We start from the raw sequence: 18,905 nt of genomic DNA, 5'->3' as shown, positions 1-18,905 counted from the left end.
TTCACCTAAACAAAGACATTCGACATTGACGAATTTTCTCGCTACCATCCGCGCATTCGTTTTTGATAAACAAATTCGTCATTGACAAATATTCAGCCATGAACACCAAAACCTTCGCCTCCGCCGCCGACCTGGAAGAAAAGCAGGTCAGCTTTGACCGCCTGTCCGAACACGCCTACGCCTACACCGCCGAAGGCGACCCCAACACCGGCATCATCATTGGCGACGACGCGGTGATGGTCATCGACACCCAGGCCACGCCGGTGATGGCGCAAGACGTGATCCGCCGCATCCGCGAAGTCACCGACAAGCCCATCAAGTACGTGGTCATGAGCCACTACCACGCGGTGCGCGTGCTGGGTGCCTCGGCTTACATGGCCGAAGGCGGGCAGCACATCATTGCCAGCCGCGACACCTACGACCTGGTGGTCGAGCGCGGCCAGTTCGACAAAGACAGCGAGATCGGCCGCTTTCCGCGCCTGTTCCAAAACGTGGAGAGCGTGCCGCCCGGCCTGACCTGGCCCACGCTCACGTTTGAAGGCCGCATGAGCCTGTGGCTGGGCAAGCTCGAAGTGCAGCTGATCCAGCTCGGCCGGGGCCACACCAAGGGCGACACGGTGGTGTGGATTCCGTCCGAAAAAATCCTGTTCAGCGGTGATCTGGTCGAGTTCGATGCCACGCCCTACGCGGGCGACGCCTACTTCAAGGACTGGCCCCAAACGCTGGACAACATCGCCGCGCTGAAGCCCGAGAAGCTGGTGCCCGGCCGAGGTGCGGCTCTGCAAACACCCGAGCAGGTGCAGGCCGGCCTGGCCGGCACGCGCGATTTCATCCGCGACCTCTACGCCAGCGTGCAAGCCGGCGTTGCAGCAGGGCAGGATCTGCGTCAGGTGTACGAGGCCACCTTCGCCGCCCTGCAACCCAAGTACGGCCACTGGGTCATCTTCAACCACTGCATGCCGTTTGACGTGACCCGTGCCTATGACGAGGCTACCCAACACGCAGACCCGCGCATTTGGACCGCCGAGCGCGACCGCCAGATGTGGCAGGCATTGGAAGGTTGAGCTTTTTTCCCCACATCCACCCCGGAGACAAACCATGCAACGCAAAACATTCATCCAATCGCTGCTGACCCTGGCCTTGGCCACCACCGCTTCCTTCGCATCCGCGCAAGACAAACCCATCGAGTGGGTGGTGGGCTACGCGGCGGGTGGCGGCTCTGACGTGGTCGCCCGCATCCTGGCCGAGGCCATGTCCAAGCCGCTGGGTCGCACCATCATCGTGACCAACAAGCCGGGCGCCGGCACCAACATCGCGGCCGACTACACGGCCCGCTCCAAGGACTTGGGCAACATCGTCTTCACCGCCGACTTTGCAACGCTCGCTGCCAACCCCACGCTGTTCACCAAGCTCAGCTACAACGCCGAGCGCGACTTCCAGCCCGTGGGCCTGCTGGTGCGTTTCCCCATGTTCCTGGTGGTGTCCAACACCGTGCCGGTGAACAATCTCAAGGAATTCCTGGCCTGGGCCAAGGCACAGAAAGACCCGGTGAGCTGGGGCTCGGCCGGCCTGGGCAGCCCGCACCACCTGGTGGGCGAGCTGTTCCGCGAGCAGAGCGGCCTGAACCTCGTCCACGTGCCTTACCGGGGCGCAGCCCCCGGCGTGCAGGACGTGGTGGGTGGCCAGATTCCGGCGATGTGGCTGGACAGCGCCAGCGCTTACCCGTTCATCCATGGCAAGAAACTCAAGGCCATCGCCGTGGCCAGCCCGGCCCGCCTGAGCACCATGCCCGACGTGCCCACCGCACACGAGCAAGGCCTGAAAGGTTTTGAGGGCTACGCCTGGCAAGGCTTGGTGGTGCCCACCGGCACCCCGCCCGAAGCCACGGCCAAATTTGCCCATGCGCTGCAGCAGGCCTTGGGTCAGACGGTGGTCAAGGCCAGGCTGCAGGCCATGGGCCTGGAAACGCTGCCCGGCACGCCCGAACACATGGCCAGCTACGCCCGTGCCGAGCGCGACAAATGGGGTGCCGTCATCACCAAAATCGGCGTCAAGCTGGACTGAGCAGGCACTTTCACAGGAGGCTTGACATGCAGAAGACCTACACCTACCCCGAATACGCCTACGAACAAAGCGATGAGCAGCGTGCCGGTGTGCTCAAGCGCCACCCGGTGGTCATCATCGGCGCTGGCCCCATGGGCCTGACCCAGGCGCTGGACCTGGCGCAGCGTGGCGTGCCCACGGTGTTGCTCGACGACAACAACACCGTGAGCGTGGGCTCGCGCGCCGTGTGCTACGCCAAACGCCCGCTGGAGATTTGGGACCGCCTGGGCGTGGGCCAGGACTTTGCCGCCGCCGGCGTGCAGTGGCAGGTGGGCAAGGTCTTCTTCCGCGACGAACTGGCCTACCGCTTCGACCTGTTGCCCGAGACGCAGCACAAGATGCCGGCCATGATCAACTACCAGCAATACCACCTGGAAGAACGTCTGGTGCGCGCCTGCATGGATGCACCCCTGGTGGACCTGCGCTGGAAACACAAGCTGCTGGCCATTGAGCAACACGCCGACCACGCCACCCTCACGGTGGAGACGCCCGACGGCATCTTCAAGCTGGAGGCGCAGTGGGTCATCGCCGCCGACGGTGCCAACAGCGACACCCGCCGCATGATCGGTGCCGACTTCAGTGGTCAGTTTTTCCAGGACCGTTTCCTCATCGCCGACGTGGTGATGAAGGCCGACTTCCCCACGGAAAGGTGGTTCTGGTTCGACCCACCCTTTCACAGAAACCAGAGCGTGCTGCTGCACAAGCAGTGCGACAACGTCTGGCGCATCGACTTCCAGCTCGGCTGGGACGCCGACCCGGTGGAGGAGAAAAAGCCCGAGAACGTGATCCCGCGCATCCAGGCCATGCTGGGCCCCGATGTGGACTTCGAGCTGGAGTGGGTGTCGGTCTACCAGTTCGCTTGCCGTCGCATCGACCAGCTTCGCCACGGCCGTGTCATCTTCATCGGTGATGCGGCCCACCAGGTCTCGCCCTTTGGCGCACGCGGTGCCAACACCGGCGTGCAGGACTGCGACAACCTCGGCTGGAAGTTGCAAGCCGTGTTGGCCGGCAACGCCCCGCTGGCCCTGCTCGACACCTACCATGAGGAACGCGCCTTTGCGGCCGACGACAACATCGGCCACTCCACCCGCGCCACCGACTTCATCACCCCCAAGAGCCGCAGCTCCCTGCGCCTGCGCAACGCGGTGCTGGAGCTGGCCCGTACCGAGCCCTTCGCGCGTCCGCTGGTCAACAGCGGCCGCCTGTCCACCCCCACGCCGTATGTGACGTCGTCGCTCAACACGCCGGACAGCGAGCCGTTCGCCGGCCACATGCGCCCCGGCACCAACTGCGCCGACGCGCCCGTCGAACGCAACGGCCAGGCCGCCTGGCTGCTCAACCAGTTGGGTCAGGGTTTTGTGTTGCTGAGCTTTGGTCCGGCGGCCCCGGTGAGCGTGGGCGGCGTGACCGCCCAGGTGCTGGAGGTGGGCAAAGACATCATCGACCGAGCCGGTGTGTTGACCGAGCGCTACGACGCGTTGCCCGGCACCGTGTACCTCATCCGGCCCGACCAGCATGTGGCCGCCCGCTGGCGCACGTTCGACCCCACCCAGGCCCAGGCCGCGCTGGCACGCGCACTGGCCTTGCAATGAACCGCGAGACAAGCATGGCACTCAACCGACAACCCAACATCGCCAACCCCGACGTGTTCTACGCCGAACTCATCAACGCCCAGCGCGAACTCAGCGACGAGCAAGCCGACATGGTGCTGGCCAAACTGGTGCTCATCCTGGCCAACCACGTGGGCGACCGCGCGGTGCTGAGCGAGGCCATTGCGCTGGCGCGCGAGAACACGTTGGCCTCGGCCGCCTGACGTCAGGCCGAGGCCCATTGGGCCAACACCCCGGCCACCGCCGGCACAATGCTGACCGCGTTGCTGGGGTGGGGGATGCAGTCGGTGCTCCACACGTGCCGCGCGCCCGCTGCCTTCACCTGGTCGATGGCGTCGCCCGCGAACAGCGCGTGGGTGACGGCCACGTCCACACTGGCGGCGCCGGCCGCCCGCAGCAGGCGGGTGGCCTCCACCAGCGTCTGGCCCGAGCTGGCCACATCGTCAAGCAGCACCACAGCGCGCCCGGCCACGGGCAGGGCGGGCAGGGCAATGGTGACGTGGCGGTCGCCGTGCCGTTGTTTCACACAGGTGGCGTGGTCCCAACCACGCGCTTGGGCGGCGCTGGCCACCCACTGCAGCGATTCTTCGTCGGGCCCCAGCAGCAGGGGCGCGCTGTGGTGCTGGGCGATCAGGTCGGCCAGCAGCGGCGCGCCGCTGAGCACCACGGCACGCTCCGCATCGCGCAGGGGCACGGCTTCGTGCAGGGTGGCCACGCGGTGCAGGTGCGGGTCCACGGTCAACACGGCGTCAAACAAATCGGCCAGAAAGCCGCCCACCACGCGCTGGCTCACCACCTCGCCGGGGTGGAAGGCGATGTCCTGGCGCATGTAGGCCAGGTAGGGCGTGACCAGGCCCAGCCACTGGGCGCCCAGGGCCCGAGCGCCGCGCGCGATCAGCAGCAGTTCCACCAGTTTTTCGTTCGGTTGGTGCAGGCCGCGCCAGACCACCACACGCGCAGGCAGTTCAGGCGGCAGTTGCAACCGCAACTCGCCGTCGGGGAAGCGGTGGCGTTGCACCACCTGCAGGGGCAGGTGTGCGGCGTGTGCGGCGCGGCTGGCGATCTCGGCTTCGTCTTCCAGGCACAGCAGGCAAAGGGGGGTGCTCATGCTCAAAACTCCACAAACACGTGTGGCATCTGGCTGGCGTCACCCAGCGCAAAGGCGGTGCTGCGCTGGGTGGCCTGGCGCGCAAACTCCAGGTCGGCCGGAAAGTCGGCGTACACGCGGTACAGCGGTTGACCGGCTTGCACCGTGTCGCCGAGTTTGTGGAACAGATCCACGCCAGCGCTGGGCACTTTGGGTGCGCCGGCCAGGCGCGCAATGCGCGCGATCTGCAGGTTGTCGATGCCAATCACCACACCGTCGGCGGGGGCCAGCACATCAAAATGGAGTTTGCCCAGCGGCGGGTGGTGGTGGTCGAAATGGCGCGAACCCTGGGCCTCGATCAGCGCGTTCATCTGTGCCAGGGCGCGGCCCGAATCGAGGATGTCGCGTGCAATGGTGAAGCCGTCGCCCCCGCGCACGTCCGGGTTGCATTCGATCAGCCGGCCGGCCAGGCGCAGCGATTTCTGCCGCAGGTCGTTGGGGGCCAGCGGGTCGTTTTCCAGCACCCGCATCACGTCGCGCGCTTCCAGCACCGGGCCAATGCCTTGGCCGATGGGCTGGCGGCCGTCGGTGATGACCACATCCAGCGAGAGGTGCAGGCGCTGTGCCACGTATTCGAACAGGCGGCGCAGGCGTTGCGCCTCGGGCATGGAGCGCACTTTGGCGGTGGGGCCGATGGGGATGTCCAGCACCAGGTGGGTGGCGCCAGCGGCGATTTTTTTGGACAGGATGGAGGCCACCATCTGGCCGGGCGAGTCGATGGACAGCGGGCGCTCGACCGAGATCAGCACGTCGTCGGCCGGCGACAGGTCGGCCGTGCCGCCCCAGGCGAGACAGGCCTTGTGCTTTTGCACGATGGCGGTGAGCTCGTCGAAGGGCAGTTCCACCCGCGCCATCACTTCCATGGTGTCGGCCGTGCCGGCGGGTGATGTGATGGCGCGCGACGAGGTTTTGGGAAACACCAGCCCCGCCGCCGCCACGATGGGCACCACCAGCATGGAGGTGCGGTTGCCGGGTATGCCGCCGATGCAGTGTTTGTCCACCACCAGCGGGGCGTGCCAGTCCAGCCGGCGGCCGGTGGCCACCATCGCTTCGGTGAGGAAATACACCTCCTCGCGGTCCAGCTCGGCGCGGTTGCAGGCCACCACAAAAGCGGTCAGTTCGATCTTGGAATACCGGTGCGCCGCGATGTCGCGCACGATGGCCAGGAAGTCCTCGCGGCCGAGGCGCTCGCCTTCGATCTTGCGGAACAGCGCCGGGATGGACTCGGGCGGTTCGGCTTGCGAGATGGTGACCGGGTGGCCCTTCTCAACACCCAGGCGCTCGAAGGCGTCTTGCGAAAGGCCCAGCTCGTGGCACTGCACGATGCGCGGGTCGCTGCTGACGTTGAGCACCGCGAGGATGCGTTTGCCGTTGGCCCGCACCTCCACCTTGGCCAGGGCCTTGAAGCCCTCGGCGCGGTAGATGGCGCAGTCGCGGTGCAGGTAGGCGACGTTCTCGTGGTGGGTGTCGATGGCCACGCGGCGCAGGGCCAGGGTGTTGCTGTGCTCGGTGGCAACGGCGGCCGCATCGGGGCCGGCTCGGCTGGTGGTGTTGTTCATGGTGCGCTGCAGGAGGGCTGTCTCTGCGTTCATGCTAGCGCCAAAGTGCGCTGGCGGCTGTGGCTTCTCTGACGACTTGCGCTTCACGGTGGGGACGCGGTGGCCAGGTTGTGCAGCAACGCCCGTTTCATGGCTTGCGCGGCATCTTGCATGGGCATCAGGACGCGGCGCACGGTGTCTTCGGTCGAGGCAATTTGCAGCAGCCACGAGCAAGAGACGCACGCCAGCACCTGCTGCCCGTTGGTGACGGGCACCGAAAGCGCGCCGTAACGTTCGGGCGAGTCGGCTGGCACGACCGACACATCCCGCAGCGCGTAGCCGCTGGTGCGCACGTCGCGCAGGCGTTGCGGCAGCCTGCCAGACCGCAACATGGCCTGATCCCGTTCATCGGCAGAGTGCGACAGCCGCTGCAGCAGCGCATCGCGTTCGGCGGCAGGGCAGAACGCCAGGTAACACAAACCCAGCGACGACCGCAGCATGGGGGCCTGGTAGCCCAACTGGCGGTGGTTGGCCGCCAAGCCCAACACCATGGCGTCGGGTTCATCGACGATGAGCATGTGCTCACCCTCACGCACACCCAGGTTGACGGGCCACGGCACGGCTTGCTGAAGCCGCGTCATCGCGGGATGTGCGAGTTGCGCCACGCGGGCCAGGTGGGCGCGCTGCGCTGGTGGCAGGCCGGGCGAGGTTTCCATGACGTAGCGACCGCGTGTGCCCTGGCGCCTGATCCAGCCGCTCTCCACCAGCGTGTGCAGCAGCCGCACCAGCGTGGCCTTCGGCAGGCCGGTGGCGTCCCTCAGTTCGGTGAAGGACAGGGACGACGCGCGCCGCACGGCGCTCAGCACCTGCAGGCCACGCTGCAGCGATTCGACAGTCGGTGGAGGTGGCATCGCCGGTCAGAGAAGTTCCGTTGAGTGGAACTATAGCTGCCACCCTGCGGCGAGTCTTCCTACAGTGCAACGCCTTGCACACACAACTTTCCCATCACACAACCCCATGAAGCACGATCCCATGAAAACGCTGCGCATTGCCTTTGTCACAGGTGGTGCCTCCGGCATCGGCCTGGCCACCGTCGAGCGCCTGGCGCGCGACGGCCACCGGGTGGTCGCCATCGACCGCAACGAGGCCCAGTTGAGCGAGGCCGTCGAACGTTTGCAACAGCTCAAGCTCGACGTCGAGGCCGCACCTGCCGATGTGTGCGACCGCACGGCCATCGCCCACATCCTGGACACCCAGCCTTCGGTGGATGTGGCGGTGGCGGTGGCGGGCGTGTACCGCTCGCGTGCTTTTGATGAGCTGAGCGATGCGGATTTTCAGCGCACGCTGGACGTGAACCTTCGCGGCGTGTTTGTGCTGGCCCAGGAGGCGGCGCGGCGCATGCAGGCGGGCGGGCGCATCGTCGCGGTGTCCTCACGCGGTGCGCTGGGCATGCACCGCGCGGCAGACTACGTGGCGTCCAAGGCCGGTGTGGTGGGCCTGGTGCGCGCCATGGCCATGGACCTGCGCACGCGGCAGATTGCCGTCAACTCGGTGGCGCCCGGCTTCACCGACACGCCCATGACCCGCAGCATGCCCAGCGACTTGTACGCGGCGGCTGAGGCGCTGGAGCCCAGCGGTGCGGCGACCTCACCCGATGACATCGCCCACGCCATTGCATTCCTCGCCGCGAAGGAAACCCGGTTCATCACCGGTCAGACCCTGATGGTGGACGGTGGCAAGTCGCTGGGCGGCCTGGGGGTATGAGGCGGTTTGGGTGTTGCCAGGCGACACAACCGCCGCGCTCGCCGCGCTTTGGGTCACCCGTGCCCGGTGCCGCGTGACAGCCGGTTGGCCATGCTCCAACGGTGCACCTCCGATGGCCCGTCGTAAACGCGGAAGGCGCGGATGTCCTTGAAGATGCGGGCGACGATGGTCTCGTCCGACACACCGCTGGCGCCCAGCACCTGCACCGCGCGGTCCACCACGCGCCACTGCGCCTCTGAACACAACACCTTGGTCAAACTCGACTCGTGCCGCCCCTTGTGCCCCTGGTCCAGCACCCAGGCGCAGTGCCAGATGGCCAGCCGTGCGCTGTGCAGGTCCATGTCGTTGTCGGCCAGCATGAAACCCACGCCCTCGTGTTCAATGAGCGGCTTGCCAAAGGCATGGCGGCTGCGGGCGTAAGCGGTGGCCACGTCGTGCGCGCGCCGCGCCTGGCCTTGCCAGCGCATGCAGTGCGTGAGCCGTGCGGGTGCCAGTCGCACCTGGGCATAACGAAAGCCCTCGCCGATTTGCCCCAACACATCGCTGGCGGGCACACGCACATTGGTGAAGCGCACCACACCGTGGCCACCTGTGAAGCAGCTGTCGAGGGCGTCGATCTGGCGTTCAATGACAATGCCTTCGCGGTCCATGTCGCTCAGGAACATGGTGGCGCTGCCGTCTTCCATGCGCGCCATGATGATGGCGAAGCTGGCCCCGGTGGCGCCGGTGATGAACCATTTGAGGCCGTTGATCACATAGTGGTCGCCGTCACGCACGGCCGTGGTCTGCAGCATGGACGGGTCGGAGCCGGAACCGGGCGCCGGCTCCGTCATGCAGAAACACGAGCGGATGTGTCCTTGTACCAGCGGGCGCAACCAGCGTTCTTTTTGCGCGTGGGTGGCCACCACCTCCATCAGGTGGATGTTGCCTTCGTCGGGGGCGTGGATGTTGAGTGCCACCGGCCCGAGCGGCGAGTAGCCGGCTTCCTCGAACACGATGGCCTTGTCGATGTGCGACAGGCCCAGACCGCCCAGGTCGGGTGATGCATGGGGGGTGAGCAGCCCGGCCACACGGGCCTTGGCGACCAAATCACGGCGCAGGGCTTCGTGTGGGCCGTGGCCGTCCTGGCGCGGATCGCGCTCCATCGGAATGACCTCATCGGCGATGAAGCGGCGTGTGCGTTGCTGCAGTTCGAGCTGTGCGGGGCTGAGGCTGAAATCCATGGTCGGCGCGGTGGGGTCGGTGGGAGCCGGAGTATGAGATTCAGGCCATTCTGAAGGCTGTCGCCATCGGGTCAGCGCGGGTGCCTGCCGCCCTCAGCTTGCGTGACCCAGCGCTTGGTTGTAGATCGCGCGGCTCTGCTGGTAGCAGCTGCAGCTTGCCTGGAGCAACGCCGGCCGGTCGGCGATGAAGATGTGCCCGCGGTTGTAGTGAATCAACCCCTGTTGCTGCAACCACCCGGCCGCTTCGGTGACCCCCGCGCGCCGCGCACCCAGCATGTGGGCCAGGTGTTCGTGGGTCAGCCAGAGGTCGCGCGAACGCATGCGGTCCTGGCTCATCAGCAGACAGCGCGCGAGCCGCTGTTGCAGGGGGTGGAAATGGTTGCACACCGATTGCAGCCCCAACTGGCGCAGCTCCGCGTACAAGTAGTGACTCACCAGCCACACCAGATGCGGATGGTCGCGGCCATGACGCGCCAGCCGGGTGGCTTCGATCTTCCAGGCCATGCCAGTTGCGCTCACCACCGCGCCGCACGCCGAGACAAATATGCCCAGTGCACAGCCACCGCCGTACAGACCTTCGGGGCCGGTCAGGCCCAGGTTCAGGCGTTTGCCGTCCAGTGTGGGGGCCAGCAGCGAGATCATGCAGGTGGTGGGAAAGTACGCGTGGCTTTGAAGCGTGCCACCTTCGCCCAGCACGGTGGATGCGCTCAGCTCCACCAGTTCCGCCTGAGCCAGCAGGCCCTGGCGGTCGTGCGGCTCCAGCTGCTTCAGGATGCGGTTGGCCAGCGTGTGGTTGATACAGGCTTTCAACCGGCCGGGTAGGCTGTTTGGGAAGAGCCTGCCAGGCAGCAGGCGCCTGCGCACTGACCGCCTGCGCACCTGGGGTGGGTGGCGCGCTTGGCGTCGTGTGGGTGTTGCATCGGCGTTTCCTTGAACCTGCCACAGGGGCGTGAAGAGCGTCCGACCAGGGACGCTCTGTTCAAGGGAATTCTGCGGAGAAAAAGGGACAAAAGCGGCCAGCGTACGTTGCCGTACAGAAGCCGTTGTCACGCAGGCGGTCGTGGCCACCTGGCCTGCTCCCGCAGGCGGCTGTCCGATGTCAGGAGGCCGTCTGCTGACCGGTCAGCCGGTGGTGGCCAGTGCCCGTTGCCGCGACGAGGTGGTCATGACGTTGGCTTCGCCGTCGATCACCACCTTGTCACGCACGCGGCAGGTGGTGGACAACACGGCGCGCGCGCGTTCCAGGTCCACCGACACCACTTCCACCGTCGCATGCACCGTGTCGCCAGGGCGCACCGGCGCCCGAAACTTGAGCTGCTGGCCCAGGTAGATGGTGCCTGGCCCGGGCAGCCGGTTGGCGATGGCGGCCGAGATCACGCTGGCGCTCAGCATGCCGTGCGCGATGCGCCCCCCGAAGGGGGTGCTGCGCGCGAACTCCTCGTTCAGGTGCACCGCGTTGTTGTCACCCGAAACGCCGGCAAACAACACGATGTCGGCCTCGGTGATGGTGCGCGAGAACGTCGCGCTCAAACCGGGGCGCAGGTCCTCGATGTCGTGGCCGTTGAGTTCGTTCATTTTTGTTGTCTCCCTGAATGTGCTTGTGTGAGCCGGTGGATGTCAGTCCGGCACCACCGCCGTGACTTCGATTTCCACTTTGGCGCGGTCTTCCACCAGCGCTGCCACCTCGACCGCCGTCATGGCGGCGTTGAAGCTGCCGATCAGCTCCTTGAAGGCCTTGCCAATTTCGGGGTAGGCGGCCACATATTCTTTTTTGTCGGTCACGTACCAGGTCATGCGCACGATGTGCTCGGGCTTGGCGCCACCAGCGGTCAGCACCTCGACGATGTTTTGCAGCGCCTGGCGTACCTGGCCGGCCATGTCGTCGGTGTGGAAAACGCCCTGGGCGTCCCAGCCGATCATGCCGGCAACAAACACCATGCGGCCTTTGGCGGTGACGCCGTTGGCGTAGCCGCGGGGACGGGGCCAGCCGGGGGGAAGCAGAACTTGCATGTGGTCTCCAATCAGGACAGTTTCAAGAAACGGGTTTCGATGGCGTGGCGCACATCGTCGGGGGCGGGTATGGGCTGGTGGGTGTCCAGGCTGGTGAACACCAACACCTTGTGGGCTTTCATGCGCAGCTGGTCGCCGGCGCGGATGTCGAAGTCGAGTGAAAAGGAGCTGCGACCCAGGTGTTTGACTTGCAGGCCAAGCACCACCTCGTCGCCGGGGCGGCTGATGGCGGTGAAGTCACACTCCAGCCGCACCGTGGGCGTGCCCACGCGGCGCGGCCCCAGCAGCTCGGCGTAACTCACGCCCAGGCCTTCGGTGAACCAGTCCTCCAGGTGGCCATTGAGCATCACCAGGTACTGTGGGAAGTAGACAATGCCGGCCGGATCGCAGTGGGCGAAACGGATGCGCAGCGGCTTCTCAAAACGTTTCATGTGTCCAAGTCCTCAATGGCCGCAGCGCAGGGCCGCCCCAAGCAAGGCCCGTCCCCTTGGGGGGCAGCGACCCGCGCAGCGGTGGAGCGTGGGGGCGTCATGCTTCGTGCAGTTTGAAGCGCTGCAGCTTGCCGGTCTGGGTGCGGGGCAGCTTGTCGACAAATTCGACGGCGCGCGGGTACTTGTAGGGCGCCACGGTCTGTTTGACGAAGTCCTGCAGCGTTTTGACCATGGCCGCGTCCTGCTCCTGGCCGGGGCGCAACACCACAAAGGCTTTCACGATCTGGCCGCGTTCTTCGTCGGGCACACCAATCACCGCGCACTCGGCCACCGCCGGGTGCAGCATCAGCGCGTCTTCCACTTCGGGCGCGGCGATGTTGTAGCCGGACGAGATGATCATGTCGTCGGTGCGTGCCTGGTAGAAGAAGTAACCGTCGGCGTCCATCAGGTAGGCGTCGCCGGTCACGTTCCAGCCGTTTTTCACATAGGTCTTCTGGCGCTCATCGGCCAGGTAGCGGCAGCCGGTGGGGCCTTTCACCGCGAGTTTGCCTACGGTGCCAGGCGGCACCTCGTTGCCGTCGTCATCCACCACCTTGGCCTGGTAGCCGGGCACGGGTTTGCCGGTGGCGCCGGGGCGGGCCTTGTCCTCGGTGTGCGAGATGAAGATGTGCAGCATCTCGGTGGCACCGATGCCGTCGATCAGTTCGATGCCGGTGGCTTCTTTCCACAGGGCGCGGGTGGAAGCGGGCAGGGCCTCGCCGGCCGACACACATTTGCGCAGGTGGGTCCGCTTCAGCTCAATGCCCCGTGCCGCCAGCGTGCGGTAGGACGTGGGCGCGGTGAACAGCACCGTGGCGTGAAATTCCTTGATGCCGTCGAGCAACTGCGGCGGGCTGGCCTTTTCCAGCAGCACGGTGGACGCGCCCACCGACATGGGAAACAGCACCAGACCACCCAGGCCAAAGGTGAAGGCCAGCGGCGGGCTGCCAATGAACACGTCGTCGGCCGTGGGCTTGAGCACGTGCGGCGGCCAGCAGTGGCAGATCGCCATCACGTCGCGGTGGAAGTGCATGGTGGCCTTGGGCACACCGGTGGTGCCCGAGGTGAAGCCCAGCAGGCAGGTGTCGTCGCTGGCGGTGTCCAGGTTGTCGAAATAGGGCGAGGCGCGCTCCATGGCGGCTTCCAGGCTGTCCGGCCCTTCGTAGTTGAAGTGGCGCAGGTGGCGCAGCAGGGGCGTTTCCAGCGCGGTCAGGCGCATCTCTTCGGCCAGCGCAGCGTCGCACAACGCGTGGCTGACCTGCCCAATGTCAACGATGGCTTTGAGTTCCTTGGCGCGCAGCAGCGGCATGGTGGCCACGGCGATACCGCCGGCCTTCATCACCGCAAACCAGCACGCCACCAACATGGGGTTGTTGGGTGCGCGCAGCAGCACGCGGTTGCCGGGCACCAGGCCCATGTCCTGCACCAGCACGTTGGCGATGCGGTTGGCCTTGTCGCGCAGGTCGGCGTAGGTCCAGGTCAGGCCGGGTGCACGGATGCAGACACGGTCGCCGTGGCCGGCGGCCACATGTTTGTCCAGCAACTCGGTGGCGCAGTTGAGGCGCTCGGGGAACTGCAGCTCGGGCAGGTCGAACACGAATTCGGGTTGCTGATCGGCCGGCGGCAGGTTGTCGCGGGCAAAGGTGTCGACGTGGGCTGTGGTCGCAGCGTGTTTCATGGCGTGTCTCCCTGGTTGTTCAGCGGGCCACTTCTTTGAGCAGCTCGCGGCCGATGATGAGCTGCTGCACCTCGGTGGCGCCTTCGTAGATGCGCAGCGAACGGATCTCGCGGTACAGGCGCTCCACCGGCTGTTCGCTGACCACGCCCAGGCCGCCCCAGATTTGCACGGCCGCGTCGATGACCTGCTGCGCGTTTTCGGTGGCGGTGAGCTTGGCCATGGCGGCTTCCTTGGTCACGCTGTGGCCCTGGTCGCGCTTCCAGGCGGCGCGGTAGGTCAGCAGCGCGGCGCTGTCGATCATGGTGGCCATCTGCGCCAGCTTGGCCTGGGTGAGCTGGAAGTCGGCCAGCACGCCGCCGAACATCTTGCGGGTGGTGGCGCGGTGCAGGGCCTCGTCGAGCGCGCGGCGGGCAAACCCCAGCGAGGCGGCCGCCACCGAGGTGCGGAACACGTCCAGCGTGCGCATGGCCACCTTGAAGCCTTCGCCGGCCGCGCCCACGCGCTGCGTGGCGGGGATGCGGCAGTTGGTGAAGCGCAGGCGCGCCAGCGGGTGTGGCGCGATGACGTCGATGCGCTCGGCGATCTCGAAGCCCGGTGTGTTGGCCTCGACGATGAAGGCACTGATGCCACGCGCGCCAGGCGCTTCGCCGGTGCGGGCGAACACCACGTAGAAATCGGCAATGCCGCCGTTGGAGATCCAGGTCTTTTCGCCGTCGAGCACGTAATGGTCGCCGTCGGCCACGGCCGCGCAGGCCATCGCCGCCACGTCGGAGCCGGCCTGCGGTTCGGACAGAGCGAAGGCCGAGATGGCTTCGCCGGTGGCGACTTTGCTCAGGTATTTCTGGCGCTGTTCGGGTGTGCCGTGCAGCGAAATGGCGCCCGAGCCCAGGCCCTGCATGGCAAAGGCAAAGTCGGCCAGGCCGCTGTGGCGTGCCAGGGTTTCGCGGATCAGGCAGATGGCGCGTGCGTCCATGGTCTGCGAAGACTCGCCCACCGCGTGGCGCAGCCAGCCGGCTTGGCCCAACGACTTGACCAGGGCCTTGCACTCGGCGTCCACATCGGGGCCGTGGCCGTGTGGGATGTTCTCGGTCGCCCAGGCATCCAGAGCGCGCGCGAGTTCGGCGTGGCGCGGTTCGAAAAAGGGCCAGTCGAGGTAGGTGGTATCGCTCATGCCGCGTCCTTGTGTCAGTTGCCTTGGAAGACCGGTTTTTGCTTGGCCACAAACGCGTGGTAAGCGCGCCCGTAGTCCTCGGTCAGCATGCAGATGGCCTGGGCCTGGGCTTCGGCTTCAATGGCCTGTTCGATGGTCATGGCCCATTCCTGGTGCAGCATGGTTTTGGTGATGCCGTTGGCAAAACTCGGACCGGCGGTCAGGTCGGCGGCCAGTTTGTGGGCGTCGGCCAGCAGCGCTTCGGGTTCGCTCAGGCGGTTGAAGAAACCCCAACGCTCGCCTTCTTCACCACCCAGGCTGCGCCCGGTGTAGAGCAGTTCGCTGGCACGGCCCTGGCCGATGATGCGCGGCAGCATGGCACAGGCACCCATGTCGCAGCCGGCCAGGCCGACGCGGTTGAACAGGAAGGCGGTTTTGCTGCGGGCCGTGCCCAGGCGCATGTCGGACGACATGGCGATGATGGCGCCGGCGCCGGCACACACACCGTCGATGGCGGCAATGATGGGCTGCGGGCACACGCGCATCATCTTCACCAGCTCACCCGTCATGCGGGTGAACATCAGCAGCTCGGGCGCTTTCAGGTCGATCAGCGGGCCGATGATTTCGTGCACGTCGCCGCCCGAGCAGAAGTTGCCACCCGCGCCGGTGACCACCACGGTCTTGACGTCGGTCGCCCACTTGAGGTTGTGGAACAGGTCGCGCAGTTCGGCGTAGCTGTCGAAGGTCAGCGGGTTCTTGCGCTCGGGGCGGTTGAGCGTGATGGTGCCCACGCCGTCTTTCACTTCCCACAGGAAGTGCCGGGCTTGGTAGCCGGCCAGGGGCTTGTGGTTACCGGCTTGCAGCGCGGGATCGAGGGGCTTGTTCATGAGGCACTCCAAAGTGGTGGGCTGTAACTCGTGTTTTTTTTCGGGGACACCGCCGGGCCGGCTTTGCCGGACGGCTGGTGTCGCCCCCTGGGGGGAGGCGCCGAAGGCGCTTCGGGGGGTACTCATCTCACATGACTTCGCCGCCAGCCACCGAGATCGATTGGCCGGTCACGGCAGAGGCGCCTTCGCCACACAGCCAGGCCACCGCGTCGGCCACCTGCTCGGGCAACACCAGCTTGCCCTGCGGGTTGGATTTGACGAATTCGGCACGGGCCTCTTCGGCGCTGCGGCCGGTCTTGGCCACCACACGTTCAATGCTCTCGCGCACGATGTCGGTTTCGGTGTAGCCGGGGCAGACCGCGTTGACGGTGACACCCTTCTTGGCCATCTCCAGCGCCAGCGACTTGGTCAGCCCGACCACGCCGTGTTTGGCCGCGCAGTAGGCCGACACGTAGGCGTAGCCCACCTGCCCGGCGGTGCTGGCCACGTTGACCACGCGGCCCCAGCCGCGTGCCACCATGCCCGGCAACACAGCCTGGGTGCAGACCAGGGTGCCGGTGAGGTTGACGCTGAGCATCTGGTGCCACAACGCCAGGTCCATCTTGAGGAAAGGCGCGGTCTGGGCCTGGCCGGCGTTGTTGACCAGCACGTCCACCGGGCCAAAGCGGGCCTCGGCCTGCGCCACGGCCGCCGCCACCTGGGCCGGGTCGGCCACGTCGGCGCTCACGGCCAACAGGTGCTCCGGGTTGGTGTCGGCCAGGGCCTGCACCACGGCCAGCCGGCGGCCCAGCACGGTGACGTTCAGGCCACGTGCCACCAGGGCCTGCGCGATGGCCGCGCCTATGCCCTGGCCGCCGCCGGTGACGAGGGCGTGACGGGGGGCGCTCATTTGGCCGATGCCGCTGCGGCCATGGACTTCTCGCGGGCGAAGATGGATTCCATCTGGCCTTTGGCCGAGCGGTACTGCTTGGGCCAGCTCACCGGCGTGAAGCCGATCTTGGCCGCTTCGGTCAGCGTCCAGGCCGGGTTGGCCAGGTGCGGGCGGGCCACGGCGCAGAGGTCGGCGCGGCCGGCGGCCAAGATGGAGTTGGCGTGGTCGGCTTCGCTGATCGCGCCCACCGCGATGGTGGGAATACCGGCTTCCTGGCGGATGCGGTCGGCAAACGGGGTCTGGAACATGCGGCCATAGACCGGCTTTTCCTTCTTGCTGACCTGTCCCGAGGAGCAGTCGATCATGTCGGCGCCGGCGGCCTTGAAGGCCTTGGCGATTTCCACCGCGTCGTCGGGCGTGATGCCACCTTCAACCCAGTCGTGCGCCGAGATGCGCACCGACATCGGTTTGTCGGCCGGCCACACGGCGCGCACGGCCTTGAACACTTCCAGCGGGTAACGCAGGCGGTTGGCCAGGCTGCCGCCGTATTCGTCGCTGCGGTGGTTGGTCAGCGGCGAAATGAAGCTGGACAGCAGGTAGCCGTGGGCACAGTGCAGTTCCAGCCAGTCGGCGCCGGCCTCCGCAGCGGCTTTCGTGGAGGCGACAAACTGGGCCAGCACCATGTCCATGTCGGCACGGGTCATGGCCTTGGAGACCTGGCTCACACCTTCAAGGTACTGCTGCTCGGACGCCGACATGATGGGCCAGTTGCCTTCCGCCAGCGGTTGGTCAATGCCGTCCCAGGCCAGGCGGGTGGAGGCCTTGGCGCCGGCGTGGCCGATCTGGATGGCGAACTTGGCGTCGGTGTTCGTGTGGATCCAGTCGGCGATGCGCTTGAACGCGGTGGTGTGCTCGGGCTTGTACAGGCCGGGGCAGCCGGGGGTGATGCGGCCTTCGGGGCTCACGCAGCTCATCTCGGCAAACACCAGGCCGGCGCCGCCCATGGCGCGTGCGCCCAGGTGCACCAGGTGGTAGTCACCCGCCAGGCCGTCCACCGCGCTGTACTGTGCCATGGGCGAGACCACGATGCGGTTCTTGAGCGTGAGGCCACGCACGGTGTAGGGCGTGAACATGGGGGGCACGGGCACCGGGCTGTTGAGGCCGGCCTTTTGGGCCAGCCACTGCTCGTAGCCATCCAGCCAGGCTTTGTCGCGAAGGCGCAGGTTTTCGTGGCTGATGCGCTGGCTGCGCGTGAGCATGGAGTACATGAACTGCTCGGGTTCCAGCTGATCGCAGTAGCGCTTGCCACACACCTCAAACCACTCCATGGCGTTCCAGGCAGCGTTCTGCAGGCGCAAGGTTTCCACGCGGCGCAGTTCTTGGTAGGTGCTCAACACCTCGCCGATCTTGTCGGGGCTGTCGCCCAGCAGCTTGAACTGGCGGGTGAGTTCGATCGCGTCTTCAATGGCCAGCTTGGTGCCCGAGCCGATGGCGAAGTGGGCGGTGTGCACCGCGTCGCCCATCAGCACCACATGGCTGCCGTTCTCGTTCTTGAGCCACCACTGTTCACACACCACACGCTGGAAGTTCAACCAGGCCGAGCCGCGCAGATGGCGGGCGTTGGTCATGAGCTTGTGACCTTGCAGCGTGTCTTTGAACAGGTTCTCGCAGAAGGCGATGGACTGGTCCTGGTTGGCCTTGTCGAGACCGTGGGCCAGAAACACCTCTTCGGGGCACTCGACGATGAAGGTGGTGGTGTTCTCGTCGAACTTGTAGATGTGGGCCTGGAACCAGCCGTGTTCGGTGCGCTGGAAATCGAAGGTGAAGGCGTCGTACAGGCGGTGTGTGCCCAGCCAGATGTAGCGGTTGGGGCGGGTGACGATGTCGGGCTTGAAGGTGTTGGCGTAGCGGCTGCGGATCTGGGAGTTGATGCCGTCGCTGGCGATGATCAGGTCGGCGTCCGCGTAGGCCAGGTCGTTGTCGGCGTTGGTTTCAAACACCAGCTTGACGTCCAGCTCTTCGCAACGTGCTTGCAGGATGTTGAGCAGCTTCTTGCGGCCAATGCCCACAAAGCCGTGGCCACCCGAGCGGATGGTGCGGCCCTTGAACAGCAGCTCGATGTCGTCCCAGTGGTTGAAGGCCTGCTCGATCTCGGCGGCGGTGGCCGGGTCCCACTGGCGCATGTTGTCCATTGTGGCGTCGGAGAACACCACGCCCCAGCCGAAGGTGTCGTAGGGCTTGTTGCGCTCGACCACCGTCACGTCGTGGGCGGGGTCCAGCTGTTTCATCAGGAGACCAAAGTACAGGCCGGCTGGGCCGCCACCGATGCACACAATTTTCATCGCAGTTCCTTCAGTTGGGTCGGATCAAGAACAACTCCATTCAGAGTCGAATAATTCATATCTAAAGTAAGTGAAGATGAGTTTAGAAGGACTTCCCCAATTTGGCAAGCGT

The 18,905-nt window shown here is 66.1% G+C and carries 18 protein-coding genes; 5 read left to right on the top strand and 13 right to left on the bottom strand.

Features of this window, described 5'->3' with window-relative positions; genetic code table 11:
• Window positions 1-98: 98 nt before the first annotated feature.
• From ACFQU0_RS05645 to ACFQU0_RS05630, 4 genes are read left to right on the top strand one after another with little or no spacing between them, the layout of a single operon-like run.
• Window positions 99-1,064 carry an MBL fold metallo-hydrolase gene (locus tag ACFQU0_RS05645; protein WP_382199154.1) on the top strand — a complete coding sequence of 322 codons (966 nt, stop codon included), beginning with the start codon at window positions 99-101 and terminating at the stop codon, window positions 1,062-1,064.
• Window positions 1,065-1,098: 34 nt separating this feature from the next.
• Window positions 1,099-2,064, top strand: coding sequence for a Bug family tripartite tricarboxylate transporter substrate binding protein (locus tag ACFQU0_RS05640; RefSeq protein WP_382199152.1), 966 nt, complete (start codon window positions 1,099-1,101; stop codon window positions 2,062-2,064).
• A gap of 26 nt (window positions 2,065-2,090) precedes the next feature.
• Window positions 2,091-3,695 carry an FAD-dependent oxidoreductase gene (locus ACFQU0_RS05635; RefSeq protein ID WP_382199151.1) on the top strand — a complete coding sequence of 535 codons (1,605 nt, stop codon included), beginning with the start codon at window positions 2,091-2,093 and terminating at the stop codon, window positions 3,693-3,695.
• A 14-nt stretch (window positions 3,696-3,709) separates the two neighbouring features.
• Window positions 3,710-3,916, top strand: coding sequence for a DUF2783 domain-containing protein (locus ACFQU0_RS05630; RefSeq protein WP_382199150.1), 207 nt, complete (start codon window positions 3,710-3,712; stop codon window positions 3,914-3,916).
• Between the two features lie 2 nt (window positions 3,917-3,918).
• Here the strand turns inward: ACFQU0_RS05630 and ACFQU0_RS05625 are convergent, their stop codons facing one another.
• The 3 genes from ACFQU0_RS05625 to ACFQU0_RS05615 form a co-directional block, all read right to left on the bottom strand.
• Entirely contained in the window at window positions 3,919-4,821 is a 903-nt protein-coding gene (locus ACFQU0_RS05625) for a ribose-phosphate diphosphokinase (RefSeq protein ID WP_382199149.1), read from the bottom strand.
• A 2-nt stretch (window positions 4,822-4,823) separates the two neighbouring features.
• On the bottom strand, window positions 4,824-6,353 hold the full coding sequence (locus tag ACFQU0_RS05620; RefSeq protein WP_382199333.1) for a thymidine phosphorylase family protein: 1,530 nt from the start codon (window positions 6,351-6,353) through the stop codon (window positions 4,824-4,826).
• A gap of 149 nt (window positions 6,354-6,502) precedes the next feature.
• The gene (locus tag ACFQU0_RS05615) at window positions 6,503-7,309 is read right to left on the bottom strand and encodes a helix-turn-helix domain-containing protein (protein ID WP_382199148.1); all 807 of its coding nucleotides are present in this window, start codon (window positions 7,307-7,309) and stop codon (window positions 6,503-6,505) included.
• A gap of 106 nt (window positions 7,310-7,415) precedes the next feature.
• Here ACFQU0_RS05615 and ACFQU0_RS05610 point away from each other — a divergent pair, with 106 nt between their 5' ends.
• Window positions 7,416-8,162, top strand: coding sequence for an SDR family NAD(P)-dependent oxidoreductase (locus ACFQU0_RS05610; protein WP_382199147.1), 747 nt, complete (start codon window positions 7,416-7,418; stop codon window positions 8,160-8,162).
• Between the two features lie 53 nt (window positions 8,163-8,215).
• Here the strand turns inward: ACFQU0_RS05610 and ACFQU0_RS05605 are convergent, their stop codons facing one another.
• The 10 genes from ACFQU0_RS05605 to ACFQU0_RS05560 form a co-directional block, all read right to left on the bottom strand.
• On the bottom strand, window positions 8,216-9,385 hold the full coding sequence (locus tag ACFQU0_RS05605) for an acyl-CoA dehydrogenase family protein (protein WP_382199146.1): 1,170 nt from the start codon (window positions 9,383-9,385) through the stop codon (window positions 8,216-8,218).
• A 93-nt stretch (window positions 9,386-9,478) separates the two neighbouring features.
• Window positions 9,479-10,195 carry a Crp/Fnr family transcriptional regulator gene (locus ACFQU0_RS05600; protein WP_382199145.1) on the bottom strand — a complete coding sequence of 239 codons (717 nt, stop codon included), beginning with the start codon at window positions 10,193-10,195 and terminating at the stop codon, window positions 9,479-9,481.
• Between the two features lie 312 nt (window positions 10,196-10,507).
• The gene (locus ACFQU0_RS05595; RefSeq protein WP_382199144.1) at window positions 10,508-10,960 is read right to left on the bottom strand and encodes a MaoC family dehydratase; all 453 of its coding nucleotides are present in this window, start codon (window positions 10,958-10,960) and stop codon (window positions 10,508-10,510) included.
• A 42-nt stretch (window positions 10,961-11,002) separates the two neighbouring features.
• Window positions 11,003-11,395, bottom strand: coding sequence for a RidA family protein (locus ACFQU0_RS05590; RefSeq protein WP_382199143.1), 393 nt, complete (start codon window positions 11,393-11,395; stop codon window positions 11,003-11,005).
• Between the two features lie 11 nt (window positions 11,396-11,406).
• Complete coding sequence (locus tag ACFQU0_RS05585; RefSeq protein ID WP_382199142.1) at window positions 11,407-11,826, bottom strand: acyl-CoA thioesterase; 420 nt, start codon at window positions 11,824-11,826, stop codon at window positions 11,407-11,409.
• Between the two features lie 97 nt (window positions 11,827-11,923).
• Window positions 11,924-13,543, bottom strand: coding sequence for a benzoate-CoA ligase family protein (locus ACFQU0_RS05580; protein WP_382199141.1), 1,620 nt, complete (start codon window positions 13,541-13,543; stop codon window positions 11,924-11,926).
• Window positions 13,544-13,562: 19 nt separating this feature from the next.
• The gene (locus ACFQU0_RS05575) at window positions 13,563-14,714 is read right to left on the bottom strand and encodes an acyl-CoA dehydrogenase family protein (protein WP_382199140.1); all 1,152 of its coding nucleotides are present in this window, start codon (window positions 14,712-14,714) and stop codon (window positions 13,563-13,565) included.
• Window positions 14,715-14,728: 14 nt separating this feature from the next.
• Window positions 14,729-15,580 (bottom strand): enoyl-CoA hydratase family protein, encoded by an 852-nt coding sequence (locus tag ACFQU0_RS05570; RefSeq protein ID WP_382199139.1) that lies wholly within the window; start codon window positions 15,578-15,580, stop codon window positions 14,729-14,731.
• A gap of 127 nt (window positions 15,581-15,707) precedes the next feature.
• Window positions 15,708-16,469, bottom strand: coding sequence for an SDR family NAD(P)-dependent oxidoreductase (locus ACFQU0_RS05565; RefSeq protein WP_382199138.1), 762 nt, complete (start codon window positions 16,467-16,469; stop codon window positions 15,708-15,710).
• Window positions 16,466-18,793, bottom strand: a complete 2,328-nt coding sequence (locus tag ACFQU0_RS05560) for a bifunctional salicylyl-CoA 5-hydroxylase/oxidoreductase (RefSeq protein WP_382199137.1) — start codon at window positions 18,791-18,793, stop codon at window positions 16,466-16,468. The genes ACFQU0_RS05565 and ACFQU0_RS05560 overlap by 4 nt, the downstream gene beginning before the upstream one ends.
• Between the last annotated feature and the right edge of the window lie 112 nt (window positions 18,794-18,905).

Source organism: Hydrogenophaga defluvii, from assembly GCF_042665235.1.
Taxonomy (GTDB): domain Bacteria; phylum Pseudomonadota; class Gammaproteobacteria; order Burkholderiales; family Burkholderiaceae_C; genus Hydrogenophaga; species Hydrogenophaga defluvii_A.
Note: the sequence above shows the minus strand (reverse complement) of the source record. Positions and strands in the feature narration are given on the sequence as shown.

Bases quoted from the DNA above. Each gene is read 5' to 3' on its own strand.
- ACFQU0_RS05560 (WP_382199137.1), bottom strand. From the start codon at position 18,793: ATGAAAATTGTGTGCATCGGTGGCGGCCCAGCCGGCCTGTACTTTGGT.
- ACFQU0_RS05570 (WP_382199139.1), bottom strand. From the start codon at position 15,580: ATGAACAAGCCCCTCGATCCCGCGCTGCAAGCCGGTAACCACAAGCCC.
- ACFQU0_RS05635 (WP_382199151.1), top strand. From the start codon at position 2,091: ATGCAGAAGACCTACACCTACCCCGAATACGCCTACGAACAAAGCGAT.
- ACFQU0_RS05625 (WP_382199149.1), bottom strand. From the start codon at position 4,821: ATGAGCACCCCCCTTTGCCTGCTGTGCCTGGAAGACGAAGCCGAGATC.
- ACFQU0_RS05610 (WP_382199147.1), top strand. From the start codon at position 7,416: ATGAAGCACGATCCCATGAAAACGCTGCGCATTGCCTTTGTCACAGGT.
- ACFQU0_RS05645 (WP_382199154.1), top strand. From the start codon at position 99: ATGAACACCAAAACCTTCGCCTCCGCCGCCGACCTGGAAGAAAAGCAG.
- ACFQU0_RS05595 (WP_382199144.1), bottom strand. From the start codon at position 10,960: ATGAACGAACTCAACGGCCACGACATCGAGGACCTGCGCCCCGGTTTG.
- ACFQU0_RS05630 (WP_382199150.1), top strand. From the start codon at position 3,710: ATGGCACTCAACCGACAACCCAACATCGCCAACCCCGACGTGTTCTAC.
- ACFQU0_RS05590 (WP_382199143.1), bottom strand. From the start codon at position 11,395: ATGCAAGTTCTGCTTCCCCCCGGCTGGCCCCGTCCCCGCGGCTACGCC.
- ACFQU0_RS05605 (WP_382199146.1), bottom strand. From the start codon at position 9,385: ATGGATTTCAGCCTCAGCCCCGCACAGCTCGAACTGCAGCAACGCACA.
- ACFQU0_RS05615 (WP_382199148.1), bottom strand. From the start codon at position 7,309: ATGCCACCTCCACCGACTGTCGAATCGCTGCAGCGTGGCCTGCAGGTG.
- ACFQU0_RS05565 (WP_382199138.1), bottom strand. From the start codon at position 16,469: ATGAGCGCCCCCCGTCACGCCCTCGTCACCGGCGGCGGCCAGGGCATA.
- ACFQU0_RS05585 (WP_382199142.1), bottom strand. From the start codon at position 11,826: ATGAAACGTTTTGAGAAGCCGCTGCGCATCCGTTTCGCCCACTGCGAT.
- ACFQU0_RS05580 (WP_382199141.1), bottom strand. From the start codon at position 13,543: ATGAAACACGCTGCGACCACAGCCCACGTCGACACCTTTGCCCGCGAC.
- ACFQU0_RS05575 (WP_382199140.1), bottom strand. From the start codon at position 14,714: ATGAGCGATACCACCTACCTCGACTGGCCCTTTTTCGAACCGCGCCAC.
- ACFQU0_RS05640 (WP_382199152.1), top strand. From the start codon at position 1,099: ATGCAACGCAAAACATTCATCCAATCGCTGCTGACCCTGGCCTTGGCC.